This is a genomic window from Wolbachia endosymbiont of Muscidifurax uniraptor, assembly GCF_054149795.1.
The window spans coordinates 1,035,040-1,052,757 of the sequence record NZ_CP083727.1 but is presented as its reverse complement, the minus strand read 5'-3'; the positions used below and the strand labels follow the sequence as shown (position 1 = coordinate 1,052,757).

The following is a 17,718-nucleotide window of genomic DNA, read 5'->3' as shown; positions in this document are numbered from 1 at the left end:
AAGTTGCCTTAGCCCTCCTAACCCTCCCTTCAAAGCAGTCTATTCTATAAATTTTTTTACCATGCTTGATTTCAAGCCACGAATAAAATCTTCAATACTACAAGGATTTCTCCCTTCCATTTGTACAACTTTAGGAATTAAAGTGCCACCTTTTAAACTTATGTGCATATTATCGTTAACAATCTTACCTTGTTCTGAAGCGAGAGCTTCAAAATCAGCATCAAGTATCCTGATACGTTTATTCTCTATCTTGATGAATGCTTTTGGGTAAAACGCTTTAACTTTTCTATAAGCAACTTCACAGGCATCACTTGCATAAATTTTATAGTCTTCCACTTTGTCAGCGTAACATGCATCGTTATCGTTCTGTTTTAAGGGAAGCTGTTTTTCAATTTCGTTTAGCACTTTCAGCAGTAAATCACTGCCTAGCTTAGATAATTTATCATGCAATGTCTTGTAATTATCGTTCTTTTCGATAAGAAATTTTTCCTGTTTTAAAATAGGGCCGGAATCTAATCCTTCATCCAGTTGCATAATGCTAACCCCGGTTTCTTGATCTCCTGCTAAAATTGTGTGCTGTATCGGAGCTGCACCGCGCCACCTCGGTAGTAATGAAGGATGAATATTAATACAACCATATTTAGGAATATTCAAAATTTCTCTTGGAAGTATCAATCCATACGCAGCTACAACTGCAACGTCTGGCTTGAAATTTCTAAATTTTTCTTGCTCTGCCGAGAACTTTAGAGAGATAGGAGTACATACCTCTATGTTACTTTCTTCAGCGATAACATGTACTGGAGATTTCATTGGCTTCTGTCCACGCCCCGAAGGTTTTGGAGCCTTGGTGTATACTGTCACCACTTCGCTCTTTGATTTCAGTAACAAGCTCAGAGAATTAACAGCAAATCCTGGTGATCCCATGAAAATAATTCTCATGGTGTTTTTGCTTTAAGAATTCTCCGCTAATTTACCACTTACAGTTTCTACTAATTTGGCAAAATCATCCTTATAATTAACTGCCATCTCAGCAAGAATTTTTCTATTTAAATCAATGCCGGCAAGTGTAAGACCATGCATAAACCTACCATAAGTAAGCCCATGCTCTCTTGCTGCTGCATTAATACGTATTATCCATAAGCTACGGAAATCACGTTTACGGGTTCTTCTGTCTCTATAAGCATATTGCAGTGCTTTTTCAACTCTTTGTAATGCAATTCTATAACAACTTTTTGCGCGCCCTCTATAACCCTTTGCCAGTTTCAATATTTTTTTATGACGAGCGTGAGTAGTGACTCCACGTTTTACCCGAGCCATTTTATTTTACCTCCATTTTGTTAAATACCGTAAGGCATATGAAGCTTAACTATACGCGAGTCAGATTTACCAAGAATCGTTGTACCGCGCTGATTACGAATATTAGATTTACTTCTCTTTACCATGCCATGCCTTTTGCCTGACTGAGTAGAAATAACTTTACCCTTAGCTGTAAGGTGAAAGCGCTTTTTCACAGAAGATCTGGTTTTTAATTTTATTTTCTTCATATTCCAAATAAATTTACAAGCACTACTATTGAGTTCTTTAATAGTAATTAAGCATTAGTATAAATAATTTTATTAAAGAATCAAATTAAAATTGCATATTAAAGGAGTTTAAAAGTAATTACGCCCAATATGTGTGTTATACCTTCTTTATTCCCAAGTGGCAACAATACTTGCCTCATTTTAACACTTTCACTTTCTTCCTCTTCATTGATCGGGCATTTACTCTCTATTACAGTATCAAGTTTATCAATAACTGCATCTATTTTATATAGTCGCAAAAATGGTGCATCAATTGCATACTTATTATCAATGCGCGTCTTTTTCTCAAAACCATAGAATTCAACAGCCTTTTCTCCTGCATTTTCACAAATATAACCTTGATCCTTGAGTTCAATGACAAAACAATGCTGCCATGATTCCATTATTTCTGCAGTGTCTATTTCATGCCTTTCTGGCCAATCTCTGTCTGATCCTTTCATGTCATTCCAGTGTTGAGTCACCACATTTGCTATTCTTTTTTCTTTGCCTACATAAATTTCCATTCCAATTTCCACATATAAAACACAGATATGAGGTAAATTTATCGTGAATATATTGATTTTTTCTTACCACAAGGTGCATGTCACTAGAAGTTCTGAGATCTAGAGAGTGGTATTGATTTTATTTCCATTACAACTTATTATTTATAGATAACCTCAATAAAAACGATGAAGCTAAACGAAATCAGAGAAAGATTTATAAAATTTTTTGTAAATAATGACCACGAGCAGGTTTCTTCTTCTCCTTTGATTCCAGAACATGACCCAACGCTCATGTTCACAAATGCTGGTATGGTGCAGTTTAAAAATATTTTTACTGGTGCTCAAAAAACTGAAATGAAACGTGCTGTCTCAAGTCAAAAGTGCCTAAGAGCAGGCGGTAAACACAATGATCTGGAAAATGTTGGCTATACAACTCGGCATCACACATTTTTTGAAATGCTCGGAAATTTTAGCTTCGGTGATTACTTTAAGGAAACTGCGATAGAATTTGCGTGGGAATTTATCACTAAAGAGTTATCTCTTGATAAAAACAGACTATCCATAACCGTCTACCATACTGATGATGAGGCGTACGAGATTTGGCGTAAGATAAGTGGCTTTTCAAGTGATAAAATCATAAGAATTACAACGGATGATAACTTTTGGAGTATGGGAAGCACTGGTCCGTGCGGTCCATGTTCTGAAATTTTTTATGACCATGGGAGTCCTAATTTACAAGAGGGCGATAGAATTGTTGAAATCTGGAATCTGGTATTCATGGAGTTTAACAAAGATGAAGAAGGTAATTTACACAAATTGCCAAAAAAATGCATCGATACTGGAATGGGCCTTGAAAGAATAGCGGCTGTTATGCAAAACGTCCATGATAACTATGATATTGATCTATTTTCTGCTCTGATAAGTAAATCACAAGAGTACTGTGGAAGAACGGAAAATAAAATAGCGCATAAGATCATAGCAGATCATCTTCGCGCGGCTGCATTTCTCATCGCAGAAGGAGTGCTTCCTGGAAATGAGGGCAGGAATTACGTATTACGCAGATTAATTAGGAGAGCCACACGTTATATTCACCTGCTTGGATATAATGATTCCCTACTCCATCGTATTTTTCCAGTGTTGATAGATAGCACGAGTTCGGCTTATATGGGAGCTGAATTAGTCAGAGCTAAAAGCTTAATAGAAACGACGTTAAAATCAGAGGAAGAAAACTTTAAAGACACTTTGATGAAAGGTATCAATCTCCTGGAGAAATTCACTACAGATTTAAAATCGGGCGATACTTTGCCTGGAGAATCAGCGTTTAAGCTATATGACACCTACGGATTTCCTTTGGATATTACACTTGATATTTTAAAAGAGAAAAAAATAAATTTTGACCAAAAGGGTTTTGATGATGCAATGGGAGAACAAAAAGAGAGAGCACGTGCTAAATGGGCTGGATCTGGTGAAAAATCTGTTGAGCAAGTATGGTTTGATTTGATCAATAAATTTGGCAAAACAAAATTTGTTGGTTATGAGTTCAATGAAGTAAGTGATGCGAAAATACTAGCTATAGTTTCCTCTAAAAATGAAGTAATTGATTCTGCAAAGGAGGGAGAAAAGATAACCATTATACTTGATAAAACACCTTTTTATGGCGAGTCAGGTGGACAAGTGGGAGATACTGGCAATCTGATCAAATCTGATAGAAGTATTATTATAGTCGAGAATACCAATAAGGTTAATGACCTATATTTGCACAGATGCATAGTTAAGTTCGGTTCAATTTGTAAAGGTAACACAGTTGCAGCAAGCATTGACAAGGAAAGAAGGCAAACCTTAAGAAGAAATCATTCAGCTACACATCTTCTGCACTTTACACTCAGAAAAATTCTAGGTGATCATGTCACTCAAAAAGGTTCCCTAGTTGCACCGGATAAGTTACGATTTGACTTTAGTCATAACACTCAAGTTACTCAGGATCAGCTATTCTTAGTAGAAGATATGGTAAACTCTCTAATCAGAGAAAACCTTTCTACGTCTACAAAAATTCAGAGCATGAATCAGGCAATAGACGAAGGAGCTATGGCGTTATTCGGCGAAAAATATAGCGATCAAGTAAGAGTAGTGAAGATTGGAGATTCAAGGGAACTGTGTGGTGGCACACACGTTGAACATACTGGAGAAATTGGTTTGTTTAAGATAGTAACAGAGAGTTCTGTTGCTTTTGGAGTGAGGAGAATTGAAGCTTTAACTGGTCAGGAAGCAATCAATTATGTACGTGATAATGAAATTAACTTAAAAAAAGTTGCAGAATTCGTAAAAGCGCCAGTGAGTGAAATAACAAGCAGATTAAGTATTTTAAGTCAAGAACACAAAAAATCCGAAACCAAAATAAAAAACCTATATAAAAAGCTTGTGAGTGCAGAGAATATAAAAAGCACCGAAATAAATGGAATAAATTTTATAAGCCACACTTTCACTGATATTCCAGCAAATGTAATAAGAGAGTTTGTTTTGCAGCAACAAAAACCAAAAACGGTAATAGCTTTTACGGCAACAGAAAAAGATAAAACAGTCTTGATTATTAAAGTAAGTAAAGACTTAATCAATAAGATTAGCGCAAAAGAACTAATATCCATAGCAGTTAAAAAGAACTGTGGTGGGAATGCTGAACTTGCACAAACAGGCTGTGATAGCAATAAAATAGATGATGCCATTACAGCCATTTATAGCAAAATAACAGCTTCTAAGCACTCTACGTCATACCACCACGAACCGTCATACCGCCGCGGCGCTAACAAGCAGCGGGATACTTAACCATCGTCTACACCGTCATACCGCGATTCATTCGCGGTATCTCTTAGCATAGATCCCGCTACCTGTTAGCGGGATGACGGTTGTCAGGCTAGCTGTCATCCAAGTAGCTCGACTACTTGGATCCAGGAAAAAGAATGGTGTCATGAAAGTAGCTGACACTGATTCCTTTATGATGGTGTCATCCCAGTGCCCAGACACTGGGATCCAGGAAACTTAATTGCAAGTAATGCATTGGATTTGGTGAGTATGGGTTTTGCGTTATAGAATGAAGCACTTTTGGTGAATTTATAAAGAAAGCTGGATGCCAGTGGGCTTTGTTGCATCGCTCAAGTGAAAAGAACTGGCAGTTACTGACAAAATTCATTATAAATAGCGATTTAACTGTTGAAGAAAAAATATGCCACAAAAAATGAGGGTCAGTAACCATAGCGAATATAACAAATTTCTAGAAAAAAGAGGAAATATTTTTCATTATATCAACGAAGCCATAGAAAAGTGGTACGAGAATGGTCCAAAAATACCAGGTGGCAACAATATTTATAGCGATAAAGTTGTAATTTTGGTGCACATAATAACTTGTTTATTTAGAATAGGCCTGAGGCAAACAGTTGGGTTTATAGCAGGATACCTTGAGCAAATTGGGAAAAATTTGCAAGTTATCAGCTATTCACAATCATCAAGAAGGTTTAAGAAACTCAATATTAAGATCAATGATTGCAGAAAATAATATGGAAGATATCGAAATTGCTATAGACAGTACAGGAATTAGTATATACAACAACACTCCTGGTCATAGCAAAGAAAATAGCGAAGATAGAAAGTATCGCAGCTATGAACAGACAAGAAAATTGCATGTAATGTTGAATACAAACAGCAAAAAAGCCATAGCTGTAAAATACAGTAACGGTGTCTACTCTGATCACTATGGAGCTTGTGATTTGCTAAAAGAAGTCGATTTTCAGTATGTCATAAAAGTACTATATGCAGATAGGGCATATGACAGAGAAAAGCTCTATAAGCTGTGTAATCAATATGGTATAAAAACGAAAATTCCTCCGAAAAACAACGCAGCAGAGCATCCAAAATTGGATTATATGCTTGATAGAAATGCCGCTATTCAGTTAATGAAATTACATGGTGAGAATGGTATAAAAAGATGGAAAGAAGAAGTAAATTACGGAAAAAGATCGTATATTGAAGGATTTTTCTCAAGGTTGAAGCGAATATTTGGGTTTAGTTTTAGGAGCAAATCTGAAATTAATCGTGAGAAGGAACTGCTACTCAAGTGTTATTTGCTTAACAAATTTACTGAAATAGGCATGGCTAAGTTTGAGATAGCTTCATGAATTTATTGTACGTTACCTACTATCCGAAGAGCGATGCAACAAAGCCATCCCAGTGTCAGCTACTCGGATGACAAAAAAAGGAGCACTGGAATGGCACCATTTGTTATGTTTAACAAAGTTCGTACTTAGCTTCATGTTAGCCATAAATATTTAAGAAATTTACCAAATGGAAAAAAAGGCAAAAGAAGCCCCATGGTTAACTAGTTCTGACGCTGGTTTCCATCCAAGACGGCAGTAGCCCCTTCGGTGTCATTCCAGTGTCAAGCACTGGAATGACAAAGGAGAGCAGTGTCAGCTACTTGGATGACACCTTTTTTCTACTTAGTGTGGGTTATACAAGAAGTCTATTGTATGGCTATTGCTGGTCGTATATTACTTATAGCTTATCTATTCAAATTGCAACTTTGTTTTTCATAATTAATTATTGACAGAAATTATTAATTGGGTTATTATTAAATTATCGTTAACAAGTGAGGCAAAGAAATGATGATATCCAATAATTCTTCATTGCTAAAAGATAGTCAGGAGCTTACTAAAACTAAGCAGACTATATGGAAACCTTTAATTGCTGTTTCATTATTATCTATATTTAGTTTCATATCTGGTCAATATCTTCCTTATGTTATTATAGCAGTTTCTGGTTCTGGTCCTATTGCAGCAGTTCCTTTAGCAATTTTTGCTGTTTCTACGGTTGTTGCACTTATTTCAGTGACATATCTTGTTAAACTGGCTATTTCTAGAGATGATAATAAGAAAGAAGTAGGTCTTAATGGATAGAAATTCGGCCATACTCCATCTCAAGAACCACAAAAATTTGTGTGTAAAAATTGTACTAATCTGGAGAATAAATCAAATGTACCTACTCCTCAATCACCTCCAGTAACGTTTGGAACACAACCAAATCCAAGTGTCAGTGTACCACCGCCGCCACCTCCTCCATTGCCACAAGATGCTGCACTACCACCTCCGCCTCCGCATTTTTTTACAGCTTCCAAGCGTACGGAGCAACCTAAGAATGATGCACCGAAGAAGGCTGGTGAACCTGAGAATAATAATCATTCTACTCTGTTTGAACAGATAAGAGGAGGTACTACGTTAAAAAGAGTGGGCAGCAACAAAATTTTACAAATGAATTGAAAGCAAAATTAGAAAGTAGTGGGGGCACTGACAAAAAAGAAACACCAGAAGAGTTTGCTGCAAGAATAGATAGGGAGCAAGCAGAGAGAAAGAAGTCGGATGATAATGATTCAGATTAGACAAAGAGACTTAAGGAGAGAGTAGCAGTCATGCAGTTCTCAGATAGTGAAAGTGAGCATTCTGATTCTATTAGCGATTCAGATTGGACTACAGATGAAAGCAAAGACAAACAAAAAGAGATAGAGCAGGAAAAAGAGGAGCAGACAAAACACACAAATTCCCCATCAAGCAAGGAAGAAGGAAGCGGGGGTCTTGACAGTGGTATAGGATCTAGAGCCACATCTCCGATACATCCTGAACAAGAAACAGAGGAGTCACCGGTACCGCCAAGTTCGTGTGTTGATTCACCACAAGTAAATAATGTTGACTCAGTGGATAATGAGGTGCAAGATTCACCTCCTCTTTCTGTTGAGGATCGCATAGCACAGTTTGGTGGAAAAGCGTTGCGATGCCAAAAGGAAAATGTTGTACAAGGACTATGATAACTATGAAATGGTCAGCCATGCACTTTCCTTCCTTTTCAAAATAAGTTTACCTACAGGTCTGATTGTATTAAGATTACTTAATACAATCAGATCTATTATATGCGTTTATCCAAATATTACCTGCCAACTCTAAAGGAAAAGCCTGCCCATGCTAAAATTATCTCCCATCAATATTCTTTGCGTGCAGGTTTAATAAAGCAGATAGCATCTGGCATCTATACGTGGTTACCACTTGGTCTCTTAGTGCTTAAGAATATTGAAGATATTATCAGAGATGAAATGAACAAATCCGGTGCTATTGAAGCATTAATGCCTTGTGTGCAACCAGCAAGTCTTTGGCGAGAATCAGGGCGTTACGATGATTACGGTAAGGAAATGCTACGCATAAAGGATAGGCATGAGGAAGATATGCTTTTTGGTCCAACGCATGAGGAGATAGCAACTGATTTAATTAGAGATGTGGTAAAAAGTTACAAAGATTTGCCACTTTGTTTATACCAAATTCAATGGAAATTCCGTGATGAGGTAAGACCACGTTATGGTGTTATGAGGGGCAGGGAATTTTTGATGAAGGATGCATACAGTTTTGATGTAGATTACGAAGGTGCACTGAATTCATATAATTTGATGTACAAAACTTACATAAAAATCTTCAAACGCATGGGATTTACTCCAATTGGAGTTCGAGCTGATACGGGGCCAATTGGAGGAAATTTGAGCCACGAGTTTCATATATTGGCAAACACTGGTGAGAGCACTTTATATTATGACAATAAATTTTCTGAACTACTAGAGAGTGAAGATATTGAAAGTTTAAAGAGTATATATGCAGTTGCAGATGATATGCATGATCCTGAGACTTGCCCTATATCACAAGAACAGTTAAATGTTAGTAAGGGTATTGAAATAGGGCATATTTTTTATTTTGGTGATAAATATTCGAAGCCTATGAAGGCAAGTGTTACTTCTCAAGATGGAAAAAATGTCAATATACATATGGGTTCGTATGGCATTGGGGTTTCAAGACTTGTTGGTGCAATAATAGAAGCTTTTCATGATGATAAAGGAATTATCTGGCCAGAATCGGTAGCTCCTTTCAGAATTGGTTTAATCAATTTACAACCGAAAGTAACGGAGGCTGCAGATAAAATATATAAAGCTTTGAAAAGCGATGAAGTGCTTTACGATGATACGGAAGGGAGTGTAGGAGTAAAATTTTCTAGAATGGATCTGATAGGCTTGCCGTGGCAAATAATTGTCGGAAAAAAGGCAATAGATGAAAAGATAGTTGAAGTAAAAAATAGAGCAACTGGAGAGGTAAAGGAAATGCAGATTGAAGAAGCAGTAAATCACTTTAGCACAAAATGATACACGGTATCGGCACTGACATAGTATATATACCAAGAGTATCGAGGATATTACAAAAATACGGGGAAAAATTTCTCAATAGAATCTACACTGAAAAAGAAATAGAGCTAAGTAGAAAGTATAATAGTCAAGAAATGCGAGCAAGGTATTTTGCTAAACGCTTTGCAGCAAAGGAGGCTTTTGTTAAAGCACGAGGTAGTGGTCAGGGTATTATAATGAAAGATATAGAAATATACAATGATGTAAGAGGCAAGCCATATCTTACCGTTAGCAAGGATTTTATCTCCAAAATTCATCTTTCTCTAAGTGACGATGGAGATTACGCTACTGCATTTGTTGTAATTTGCGTCTATAGCTCACACAGATAAAGTTTACTCTTTTGTCATCCTATGGCTTACTGTATGAACATTCATTTTTAAAGGTAAACTGCACAGCAAATGGTCAGTGCTTGACACTGTCCTCCTTTGTCATCCCAGTGCCCAGACACTGGCTTTCTGCAATCTCATCGAAAACGTTTTTCTATGCTAGTTTGCTTGCTCACAAGCAAACTTTCCTGGATCCAAGTAGTCAGGGCACTGGGATGACATCTTTGTTGTGTTTAACAAAAACAAATGTTCGTACAGTTGTGGAATGAATCGCAGTATGGCTATAGCATACACAAACAACTAAAAAAACATAGCGGTTTTTCTATGATTTTAGTATAATTCTAGCTTTACCTAAACAAAAAGATGAATTATTTAATGGACTGTGTTTTAACGTCTCTTTCCTTACCATTTTCAATTACCGAGAATTATTTATTAATTACTGCGTTGATTCCACTTTTAAGTGCGTTAGTTATTTTTTTTACTGGTAAATGGCCCAGAGTGAACAATAGTATCACTGTCACTTCTTCTGTACTTCTATTTGCGTATACGTGTCTGTGCACTTTATATTGGGTGTACGGTGATCATTCTCAATTTATCCTCATGGATTTTGGTAATAATTTGCACATTAGTTTAAAGCTAGAGTCTACCGGAGTAATATTCAGTTTATTGATATCGTTTTTATGGATACTAACCAGTGTATATGCAATATGTTATATGCAGAATAACTATGCTGATAGCAATCACTCAAGTTTTCTATGCTTTTTTTCAATATCGATTAGCTGTGCAATGTTTATTGCTTTTTCTGGAGATTTGCTCACTACATTTGTCTTTTATGAGCTTCTAACTATTAGTACATACCCTCTGGTTACTTACAACTCAACAAATGAATCAATGATTGCAGGACGCTATTACTTTGGCGTGCTATTTTTCTCTTCTTTGGTATTATTTTTTCCTGCAATAGGCCTTTTATATAATGAATTTCATACTTTAGACTTTGTAAGTGGTGGAATATTCAAATTTGATACTTCACTCATCACTTTTATTGCAGTGTGTTTTGCTATGCTAATTTACGGAATAGGAAAAGCTGCATTAATGCCAATGCATTTTTGGTTACCAAAAGCAATGGTTGCACCAACTCCTGTGAGTGCACTACTGCATGCTGTTGCTGTTGTGAAATCCGGAGTTTTCATCATCATAAAAGTTATATTATACACTTTCGGCGTCGATAATATGCAACGTTTTGTGCAGCAAAATTGGTTTGCTGGAGGGTGGCTTCCGTACGCTGCTGGATTTACTATTATTACTGCATCATTGATTGCACTAAAGCAAAAAGAATTAAAGAAGTTGCTTGCTTACTCTACCATCTCTCAATTGTCGTATATTATATTATTCGCTTCAATTTTTAGTGATCTCAGCATGAGGGTTGCAATTTTTCAATTAGTTTGCCACGCATTTGCAAAAATCACTTTGTTTTTCGTTGCCGGAGCAATAATAACGAGAGCAGGTGAGAAATATATAGATAAGATTTACGGTATAGGACGCAGTATGCCAATTAGCATGACAGCATTTGCTATAGGTGCATTGTCTATGATAGGGGTGCCGCCTGCTCCGACTTTTTGGGGTAAATTTCTCATTTTTCAAGCTGTTTTCAACTCTGGCAATGTAATACTTTCTGTGTTTGTAACTCTAGTGTTAATTGTTAGTACTATACTCAACGCTCTGTACTTTTTACCGATAATTTACAATGCCTTTTTCTTAAAACCTTCTCAGAATTACTTTATTAAAAAAACACCAATTCTTCTAGTTTTACCTCTAGTTATTACTGCTATGTGCACTTTGGTTATTTTTTTTAGCTACCAAGTAATATTTTAAAATCTGTATTTATAACCATTAACAATAAATTTAAATGGTATTATACCAGCCAGAGTTGCTTTTATATTCGACAAAGTGAAGCTAATCTCCACAGTATTCTCCTTATTTTGCTCGGTTGTAAAAACTACAGTAGCATTTCCAGCAAATGTAACTAAGTCCTTGGTCGATCGATCAATAGATAATGTTATTACATTTATGTTGGCGATTTTTCTTTTAGATAAAGACAAATTACCAGCTTCATTATTCGTTTTTTCCTGAAAGCATTGATAGATTTTATGTATAGAATTGTTTCTTATAAAATTTTCTTGGTACTTCGGTTCAACGATCTTAATGGACTCGTATATTTCAATGTATTTACTTATTAAGTACCTCGCTGTGGAAGTGTATTCATCTTCCTTTTTACTGAAACTAAGCTTATGCATTGCAGAGAACTCATCTTCTGCGTGGTTCATATACTTCACAAAATTTAAATCTTTTTTAATAGGAAATAACAGGTATATGTTTAATGTTAATAAACATAAGCATACCAGGAGAAGCGATACTATTAATGCCATCCAAGATCTTTCTGCTACACAAAACAGATACCTATGGCAGTACCATTCGACTGCTTTACTGAAATAACTTTTGTTTTTTACTGATTCAAGCAATTTATCTTCCATAACACAATGCTACCAAATCCAATTATAATAACAACAAGATTAGATACTCTAAAAAACTTTAAAATATGTCTAAATTTTCCAAAATAGGATGAATGATTATATCACCTTGTTCCGCAATAAGGTAGAATTTGTCGATTTTGCTCACATCTATATTTATCATTTTTATACTGAAATTTTCAGGATTGTAAATATTACTTTCAGCACTTTTGTGATAATTATAATAATGTAATTTATTTTGATCATCAAAATAACCAAATTCATCAGCGAGGGTTCCCACTTTGCTACCTTTACCATCTTTGACTAGCCTAAATAGATCAATTGCATGGTTTTGAGATCCAGGCTCAATAGGACCTTCTGCAGCAAAAAACTTAGGTGCATGACCAACATATTCCTTAAATTTTAGATTATGAGTCTTTTTTACACTACCAAAATCCACAAATTTATATTCATCTGAAACGCCAGAATATTGTGGATCATACTTTTTATATTCAAAAAACTCATTACCTAAAAAATTACAAAACGTTAATTTATAATTATCATGATCGGATTTAACGACTTTAAGGTAATGAAAATCTCCAGGAATCTTTACTTCCTCTTCCGTAATATGATTACGTACAACAAGCTCACCATTTAGCATATGATAGCCAGTTTTTGGCAAAGTAGCTATATTGATTGTCTTGTTTAGCTTAAAATTTGCTTCATAAATGCCACTTAACAACTCCTTTCCTTTTTCTAGGGTTACGTCTTGATCTGAAGCTATATTCTTAATTAAGCTTAATTTTTTCTGCATGTTCAATATGGCTTTCGTCAAAACTTCTATTGATTGCCATACAGTTAATTTATTATCAGTCAAATTATATACTTCGAGTATTAAATTAACAGAATTTTATCATGAATTTATGTTAAAAGTATTATACTTCGTAAACTTATGTCATGATATTAACTACATTAGCTAAAACATGCTTTTTATCTAAGTGAAGTTGCTTAGCAACAACGAAAAGTTCATCTATTTTTTTCCACTGACTTAGCAGAATTTCAACACCATTTACCTCTCTCTTTATGCTTTCTAAAATGAAGGCCTGAATTATATATGATGCTAGTTCTAGTTCGATTTCGCTATTAATTACTTTATTAATCATATTGGGATTCTTTAAATCATGAAGAAATTTATAAAAGCATTTGTATGCTTCATAAGCATCACTACTTATTGTATTTATTATCATTCCTGGCATTCCAGGAAATAAAGTAATCATTTCGTCAAACGTTTGATTATCAAATTTACATTGAGATGAAGCAACTTGCTTTGTTTCATCATAAGTTAATGGGAGTAAATTTAGCTGAAAGCACCTACACAAGATAGTGGTTTGTATATCATATGGCTTATGGCTAATTATAAATATCTTAGAATTTTTTGGCGGCTCTTCTAATATTTTCAATATTGCGTTTTTAGCGTTATTAGTCATTGCCTCTAAGCTATCTATTATAGCTATTTTGTGTTCTGATTGAATGGGACTTAAGTGTAGAAAGTTTTTCATTTCTCTGACTTTTTCTATTCCGATAGTATCACCTTCAACAATGTGTAAGTCCAATGCTACTTCATTATAGTTTTTTATGAGTAACCAATTGGAGAAGGATTTTGCAAGTGTTGCTTTTCCTATACCTTTTTTACCACAGATCAGCCAAGACTGAACAGATAAGTTGTTCATTATTTTTTTTTTGGCTTGGTTGTGGCCTATTACTTTTTTCATTCTTTCTCCTATAGATTTTAGTTTGAAAATGCGTTGTTTACTGTTTGTAATGAAATTGCACCTTCCCTTAAAACCTTAATCTTATCTTCGGTTAAGTCAATAATAGTAGATTCTATACCAGAAACTAGTTCGTCATCTTCAATCACTACAGATAAATGTTGCTTAATGGATTGTGGTATATCGTTTGCCTTACATACACTTTCTTTTCCTGAAATATTTGTACTAGTTGCAACTATTGGAACTTTCAGTTTGTTTAGTATTGAAATTGCAATAGGATGCTCAGGAATTCTGATACCTATACTATCTTTAAAGAATTCGTTTGGCAATATGTTGTTGTTTTTAAGTGGTAAAATATAGGCAATTGGTCCAGGAGAAAAGTGGTTTATTAAATCAATATATCTTTCCTTTACCTTTGCTATTTTTGTCAAATTGTAAATATCACTAACAAATATAGACAGTGGTTTATTTTGAGAGCGTTTCTTTATCTGATATATTTTTCCTATAGATTCATTATCTAGTGCATTACAAGCAAGAGCATACACTGTTTCTGTTGGAAAACACACTAATAAATTGTTCTGTATTGCATTTATTATTTTAGATACCATATAGCTAAAAACTTATTCACAACAACCAGATCAGTTTTGTTGCACTGTATCTTATATAGTAACTGCTAGTTTTTGTAAACGTAATGCAACGCAGCTTACCATTTGTTATGCAGATTTGCTACAACCCAAACTCTTCATTGACTTTATCAATTATTGCCTGTGGTGGATCCCCTCCCCATCCTGAATACAAAATCTCTCCATAGTCTGCAACATCTATAGAGCCAGTTCTGCTTTTTGCTAGAAACATTTCTCTTTTCTCTTTATCAACTAATACATAATGCCACGCTGATTTTCCACGATCTTTACCACGGACTAAGTATATAAGATCTGACCTACTTCTTTTTGTTGCATCAGCAAAAGATCTTTCATTGACAGTTCTGCTTTTACTTTTTATGCCGCCACTTTCAGAAAAAGCTTCCTTGGATTCGGTTTTTTTGCCTGCTAATTCAGAAATTTTTCCTTTTTCCCCTAATGCCCGTTCTTTGGTGTTTTGAGACGAATACTTACTGGAAAAACCTTCCCCTGTACCGCCAGGAGTCCTGTTTGTGAAACGCTTAGTAAATGAATTATTGTCGTTGTTTTCTGCCATAAAAATCTCCAAACTTTAGATTGTAGAATCCAAACTCTTACTACACTTTATCATATGTTAATTAAATTAATATAAATGAAAAATAATATAGTAATTATTACAGGAATTACGGCCTCAGGTAAATCAGAATTATGCGATAACCTGATAGAAAAATATGGAAATATTAGTATAATAAATTGTGATTCAAAGCAGGTATATGAAGAAATTCCCATAATTACTGCTCAACCACCAAAGCAAGAAGTATTTTATAAACTATATGGTTATGTTTCAGCAAAAGAAAATTATTCCGTGGGTCTATGGTTAGAAGATTTAGAAAAAGAAGTTAATCACGCATTAGAAAATGCTCAAATACCTATCATCACTGGAGGAAGCGGGCTTTACATCAGCAGTTTAATCAAAGGCTTATCATCAATGCCACAAATAAGTCAGAAAGTGAGAAAAAACGTAAGTGAGCTCAGGAAAAATTTAAGTAAAGAGGAGTTTTACAAATTAGCGCTAAGCAAAGATCCAAGGATTCAAGGTAAAGTGTTCATGAATGACTCGCACCGCCTTTCAAGGGCACTTGAAGTTATCACTGAAACTGGCAAGTCAATTTTTGTATGGCAAGAGAATAGACAGCCTCCTTTATTCAATAATTTTAAGATATATACAATTCTGCCTAAACGTGAAGATGTATACCGAAAAATAAATTCTCGTTTCATTACAATGATTGAAAATGGAGCAATTGATGAAGTAAAAAAGCTACTTAGCATGAACCTAGCCCCACATTTGCCAGCTATGAAAGCACACGGAGTGCCAGAAATTATAAAGTACTTGAAAGGTGAGATTACTTTAGACGAAGCGATACAAATTGCTCAAACAAACACAAGACACTACGCGAAACGTCAGTATACCTGGTTTAAAAAACAATTTCTAAATGCTGAAGTGATTGATTGTGCAAACAAGCTCAAGATATTTTAATTCAGGCCGTGCTCATTACTACGAATAGGGGGTTCCATATTTTCCAGATGGTCGCTTACTTCTAGTGGATCGCCTAAACCATGCTCTATTTTTATTTTAAAAAATCCAAGCCTCTCGCACAATTTCTGAAAGTATTCTTTTATAATGTCAAATAAGCTTTTATCACCTATATTATAGTCCTTCAGTCTCTCAGGAACAGTAAGTGACAAGTTACCATTTGTGTATGTTACATTTTTATCATCTTGAGACTTAAGCGTGAATTCTAGTGAGCTGGATAGATCACACACCTTGTCACCGAATGTACCGTCACTCCTTTGGAAAAATATTGGTAATGTCATATCAGATTTAACACTCACATTATTTTGGCTAACACAGTCAATACTTATCACTTTTTCAGGGCTTTCTATTATGAATGAATGCTGGCTAAGTGCACCTTGAAACTCTATATGTACACCAGCTTCATATCCTGCTTGATTACAATTGATAACTAATTCTTCCAAGATAGAGTCACTTGGAACTTCTGCCTTAGCGTATTTGAACATCTCCTTAAAAACTTTTCTTGCAAATGGGCGGTAGTCTTCATTTTTACCTTCACTTTTTGGCAGTAAACTATCATGTTCTTTGTATAGCTCGGCAATCAAATCTCTACTTATACTTTTGCCGTTAATAACAAAATCCATTCTCTGAAAATCTAAGAACGCTGTATTACCAGAATTCGCTTCAGCATTGTCTTTACCAGCTCTTAACTTGCTAAGAGGTTGTCCGGAAACAAGTAAATTCAAGCATATTCCCTCTTTAACATAACCCTACTCATAGCTAGGTATATGAAATTCTCAGTGGATGTTGTGAGTAAATCATACTCCTTCGATAGCCTTCTATTCCTATTAACCCAAGCAAAAGTCCTTTCTACAACCCATCTTCTTGGCTGTACTTTAAACCCTTGTTCTCTTGTTGGTAGTAGCTCAGGTGGCGTATCTTTGTGCACCCAAAATCTACATGGAGGCCTTGTAACAATTTCAATATCTGTGTCATATTCTTCCTTTATGTGATTCTTTAAATTTCTTCCTTGGTATCCCATGTCAGCCCACATTTTTTTAACTTTAGTATATTTTGTTCTCATATTGTTTAATGCTATTTTAATACCATCTCTATCATTTTCGTTAGCAGCGCCTACGTAACAACCTAGTATAAAACCCTGAGTGTCTGTAATTATATGCCTTTTTCTACCCTTTACTTTTTTACTTCCATCATAGCCTTTGATCCCCCCTTTTCTGTAGTCTTTACAGATTGACTATCTACTATACAGGCACTTGGCTGCTCATTCCTTCCTATTTTTCTTCTACTATATTTTGTAATTTCATAATTCATTTTCTCAAAAATTCCCTGCTTCTTCCATTGCCTGAACTGCTCATACACAGTCTTCCATAGCGGAAAATCATTTGGTAAATACCGCCATTGACACCCTGTACGCAATACATAGAAAATTGCTTCTAATATTTCTCTTTTGCTATACTTTGGCGGCCTTCCTCCTTTCTTGTATGATACTCTGAAGTGTTTTTCTATTCTTGCCTATTCCCTTTCGCTTAGATCTGTTGGATACTTTTTTCTCATCTTTACCCCGTACTAAAATTTCAGATAT

General features: G+C 35.2%; 23 protein-coding genes and 1 pseudogene. 12 read left to right on the top strand and 12 right to left on the bottom strand.

Annotated features, from left to right (window positions below; genetic code table 11):
* Nucleotides 1-39: 39 nt before the first annotated feature.
* From fmt to LA754_RS05410, 4 genes are all read right to left on the bottom strand, one after another.
* Complete coding sequence (gene fmt / locus LA754_RS05425) at nucleotides 40-939, bottom strand: methionyl-tRNA formyltransferase (protein WP_077188399.1); 900 nt, start codon at nucleotides 937-939, stop codon at nucleotides 40-42.
* Between the two features lie 12 nt (nucleotides 940-951).
* Nucleotides 952-1,317 (bottom strand): 50S ribosomal protein L20, encoded by a 366-nt coding sequence (gene rplT, locus LA754_RS05420; protein ID WP_006279340.1) that lies wholly within the window; start codon nucleotides 1,315-1,317, stop codon nucleotides 952-954.
* 20 nt (nucleotides 1,318-1,337) lie between these two features.
* Nucleotides 1,338-1,544 carry a 50S ribosomal protein L35 gene (gene rpmI, locus LA754_RS05415; protein ID WP_006279339.1) on the bottom strand — a complete coding sequence of 69 codons (207 nt, stop codon included), beginning with the start codon at nucleotides 1,542-1,544 and terminating at the stop codon, nucleotides 1,338-1,340.
* A 98-nt stretch (nucleotides 1,545-1,642) separates the two neighbouring features.
* Nucleotides 1,643-2,086 carry a PAS domain-containing protein gene (locus LA754_RS05410; protein ID WP_006279338.1) on the bottom strand — a complete coding sequence of 148 codons (444 nt, stop codon included), beginning with the start codon at nucleotides 2,084-2,086 and terminating at the stop codon, nucleotides 1,643-1,645.
* A gap of 165 nt (nucleotides 2,087-2,251) precedes the next feature.
* Between LA754_RS05410 and alaS the strand changes: the two genes are divergently transcribed.
* Nucleotides 2,252-4,885, top strand: a complete 2,634-nt coding sequence (gene alaS, locus LA754_RS05405) for an alanine--tRNA ligase (protein ID WP_077188397.1) — start codon at nucleotides 2,252-2,254, stop codon at nucleotides 4,883-4,885.
* A 167-nt stretch (nucleotides 4,886-5,052) separates the two neighbouring features.
* Here alaS and LA754_RS05400 read toward each other — a convergent pair whose 3' ends face one another.
* Nucleotides 5,053-5,208, bottom strand: a complete 156-nt coding sequence (locus LA754_RS05400; protein WP_236514716.1) for a hypothetical protein — start codon at nucleotides 5,206-5,208, stop codon at nucleotides 5,053-5,055.
* Nucleotides 5,209-5,282: 74 nt separating this feature from the next.
* Between LA754_RS05400 and LA754_RS05395 the strand changes: the two are divergent.
* The 10 genes and pseudogenes from LA754_RS05395 (at nucleotide 5,283) to LA754_RS05350 (ending at nucleotide 11,518) form a co-directional block, all read left to right on the top strand.
* Nucleotides 5,283-6,231: pseudogene (locus LA754_RS05395) on the top strand (IS5 family transposase).
* Nucleotides 6,232-6,488: 257 nt separating this feature from the next.
* On the top strand, nucleotides 6,489-6,659 hold the full coding sequence (locus LA754_RS05390; protein WP_156768664.1) for a hypothetical protein: 171 nt from the start codon (nucleotides 6,489-6,491) through the stop codon (nucleotides 6,657-6,659).
* A gap of 55 nt (nucleotides 6,660-6,714) precedes the next feature.
* Nucleotides 6,715-7,008, top strand: coding sequence for a hypothetical protein (locus LA754_RS05385; protein ID WP_236717761.1), 294 nt, complete (start codon nucleotides 6,715-6,717; stop codon nucleotides 7,006-7,008).
* A 39-nt stretch (nucleotides 7,009-7,047) separates the two neighbouring features.
* Entirely contained in the window at nucleotides 7,048-7,368 is a 321-nt protein-coding gene (locus tag LA754_RS05380; RefSeq protein WP_236717762.1) for a hypothetical protein, read from the top strand.
* On the top strand, nucleotides 7,365-7,487 hold the full coding sequence (locus tag LA754_RS05375) for a hypothetical protein (RefSeq protein ID WP_255324038.1): 123 nt from the start codon (nucleotides 7,365-7,367) through the stop codon (nucleotides 7,485-7,487). The genes LA754_RS05380 and LA754_RS05375 overlap by 4 nt, the downstream gene beginning before the upstream one ends.
* A 30-nt stretch (nucleotides 7,488-7,517) precedes the next feature.
* On the top strand, nucleotides 7,518-7,910 hold the full coding sequence (locus tag LA754_RS05370) for a hypothetical protein (protein WP_236514298.1): 393 nt from the start codon (nucleotides 7,518-7,520) through the stop codon (nucleotides 7,908-7,910).
* 102 nt (nucleotides 7,911-8,012) lie between these two features.
* Nucleotides 8,013-9,281: a proline--tRNA ligase gene (gene proS / locus LA754_RS05365; RefSeq protein ID WP_077188395.1), complete on the top strand. Its 1,269-nt coding sequence runs from the start codon at nucleotides 8,013-8,015 to the stop codon at nucleotides 9,279-9,281.
* On the top strand, nucleotides 9,278-9,649 hold the full coding sequence (locus LA754_RS05360) for a holo-[acyl-carrier-protein] synthase (RefSeq protein WP_006279473.1): 372 nt from the start codon (nucleotides 9,278-9,280) through the stop codon (nucleotides 9,647-9,649). Before proS ends, LA754_RS05360 begins: the two co-directional genes overlap by 4 nt.
* A gap of 11 nt (nucleotides 9,650-9,660) precedes the next feature.
* Nucleotides 9,661-9,915, top strand: a complete 255-nt coding sequence (locus tag LA754_RS05355; protein ID WP_174930867.1) for a hypothetical protein — start codon at nucleotides 9,661-9,663, stop codon at nucleotides 9,913-9,915.
* A 106-nt stretch (nucleotides 9,916-10,021) separates the two neighbouring features.
* The gene (locus LA754_RS05350; RefSeq protein ID WP_077188396.1) at nucleotides 10,022-11,518 is read left to right on the top strand and encodes a proton-conducting transporter transmembrane domain-containing protein; all 1,497 of its coding nucleotides are present in this window, start codon (nucleotides 10,022-10,024) and stop codon (nucleotides 11,516-11,518) included.
* On the opposite strand, the gene LA754_RS05345 is transcribed toward LA754_RS05350, so the two are convergent.
* The 5 genes from LA754_RS05345 to LA754_RS05325 all read right to left on the bottom strand — a co-directional run bounded on the left by LA754_RS05345 (nucleotide 11,515) and on the right by LA754_RS05325 (nucleotide 15,119).
* Nucleotides 11,515-12,177, bottom strand: a complete 663-nt coding sequence (locus LA754_RS05345; RefSeq protein WP_006279471.1) for a hypothetical protein — start codon at nucleotides 12,175-12,177, stop codon at nucleotides 11,515-11,517. The two genes, LA754_RS05350 and LA754_RS05345, sit on opposite strands and share 4 nt — an antisense overlap.
* Before the next feature lie 58 nt (nucleotides 12,178-12,235).
* Nucleotides 12,236-13,030, bottom strand: coding sequence for a hypothetical protein (locus tag LA754_RS05340; RefSeq protein WP_006279470.1), 795 nt, complete (start codon nucleotides 13,028-13,030; stop codon nucleotides 12,236-12,238).
* A 73-nt stretch (nucleotides 13,031-13,103) separates the two neighbouring features.
* Nucleotides 13,104-13,925: an AAA family ATPase gene (locus LA754_RS05335; RefSeq protein WP_077188393.1), complete on the bottom strand. Its 822-nt coding sequence runs from the start codon at nucleotides 13,923-13,925 to the stop codon at nucleotides 13,104-13,106.
* A gap of 17 nt (nucleotides 13,926-13,942) precedes the next feature.
* Nucleotides 13,943-14,530, bottom strand: coding sequence for an L-threonylcarbamoyladenylate synthase (locus LA754_RS05330; protein ID WP_006279468.1), 588 nt, complete (start codon nucleotides 14,528-14,530; stop codon nucleotides 13,943-13,945).
* A gap of 118 nt (nucleotides 14,531-14,648) precedes the next feature.
* The gene (locus LA754_RS05325) at nucleotides 14,649-15,119 is read right to left on the bottom strand and encodes a hypothetical protein (protein ID WP_457923625.1); all 471 of its coding nucleotides are present in this window, start codon (nucleotides 15,117-15,119) and stop codon (nucleotides 14,649-14,651) included.
* Nucleotides 15,120-15,194: 75 nt separating this feature from the next.
* Here LA754_RS05325 and miaA point away from each other — a divergent pair, with 75 nt between their 5' ends.
* Nucleotides 15,195-16,079: a tRNA (adenosine(37)-N6)-dimethylallyltransferase MiaA gene (miaA, locus tag LA754_RS05320; protein WP_006280293.1), complete on the top strand. Its 885-nt coding sequence runs from the start codon at nucleotides 15,195-15,197 to the stop codon at nucleotides 16,077-16,079.
* Here miaA and LA754_RS05315 read toward each other — a convergent pair.
* Complete coding sequence (locus tag LA754_RS05315) at nucleotides 16,076-16,861, bottom strand: hypothetical protein (protein WP_353285727.1); 786 nt, start codon at nucleotides 16,859-16,861, stop codon at nucleotides 16,076-16,078. The two genes, miaA and LA754_RS05315, sit on opposite strands and share 4 nt — an antisense overlap.
* A protein-coding gene (locus tag LA754_RS05310) for an IS5 family transposase (RefSeq protein ID WP_457923742.1) occupies nucleotides 16,858-17,642 on the bottom strand; the annotation gives its coding sequence in 2 pieces (ribosomal slippage) (nucleotides 16,858-17,321 and nucleotides 17,321-17,642; 786 coding nt in all). The genes LA754_RS05315 and LA754_RS05310 overlap by 4 nt, the downstream gene beginning before the upstream one ends.
* Nucleotides 17,643-17,718 lie beyond the last annotated feature (76 nt).

Excerpts from the sequence above, each read along its gene's own strand:
- rplT (WP_006279340.1), bottom strand. The coding sequence starts at position 1,317 with ATGGCTCGGGTAAAACGTGGAGTCACTACTCACGCTCGTCATAAAAAA.
- LA754_RS05350 (WP_077188396.1), top strand. The coding sequence starts at position 10,022 with ATGGACTGTGTTTTAACGTCTCTTTCCTTACCATTTTCAATTACCGAG.
- miaA (WP_006280293.1), top strand. The coding sequence starts at position 15,195 with ATGAAAAATAATATAGTAATTATTACAGGAATTACGGCCTCAGGTAAA.
- LA754_RS05325 (WP_457923625.1), bottom strand. The coding sequence starts at position 15,119 with ATGGCAGAAAACAACGACAATAATTCATTTACTAAGCGTTTCACAAAC.
- LA754_RS05330 (WP_006279468.1), bottom strand. The coding sequence starts at position 14,530 with ATGGTATCTAAAATAATAAATGCAATACAGAACAATTTATTAGTGTGT.
- fmt (WP_077188399.1), bottom strand. The coding sequence starts at position 939 with ATGAGAATTATTTTCATGGGATCACCAGGATTTGCTGTTAATTCTCTG.
- LA754_RS05385 (WP_236717761.1), top strand. The coding sequence starts at position 6,715 with ATGATGATATCCAATAATTCTTCATTGCTAAAAGATAGTCAGGAGCTT.
- LA754_RS05345 (WP_006279471.1), bottom strand. The coding sequence starts at position 12,177 with ATGGAAGATAAATTGCTTGAATCAGTAAAAAACAAAAGTTATTTCAGT.
- LA754_RS05410 (WP_006279338.1), bottom strand. The coding sequence starts at position 2,086 with ATGGAAATTTATGTAGGCAAAGAAAAAAGAATAGCAAATGTGGTGACT.
- LA754_RS05400 (WP_236514716.1), bottom strand. The coding sequence starts at position 5,208 with ATGCAACAAAGCCCACTGGCATCCAGCTTTCTTTATAAATTCACCAAA.
- rpmI (WP_006279339.1), bottom strand. The coding sequence starts at position 1,544 with ATGAAGAAAATAAAATTAAAAACCAGATCTTCTGTGAAAAAGCGCTTT.
- LA754_RS05370 (WP_236514298.1), top strand. The coding sequence starts at position 7,518 with ATGCAGTTCTCAGATAGTGAAAGTGAGCATTCTGATTCTATTAGCGAT.
- LA754_RS05335 (WP_077188393.1), bottom strand. The coding sequence starts at position 13,925 with ATGAAAAAAGTAATAGGCCACAACCAAGCCAAAAAAAAAATAATGAAC.
- proS (WP_077188395.1), top strand. The coding sequence starts at position 8,013 with ATGCGTTTATCCAAATATTACCTGCCAACTCTAAAGGAAAAGCCTGCC.
- alaS (WP_077188397.1), top strand. The coding sequence starts at position 2,252 with ATGAAGCTAAACGAAATCAGAGAAAGATTTATAAAATTTTTTGTAAAT.
- LA754_RS05360 (WP_006279473.1), top strand. The coding sequence starts at position 9,278 with ATGATACACGGTATCGGCACTGACATAGTATATATACCAAGAGTATCG.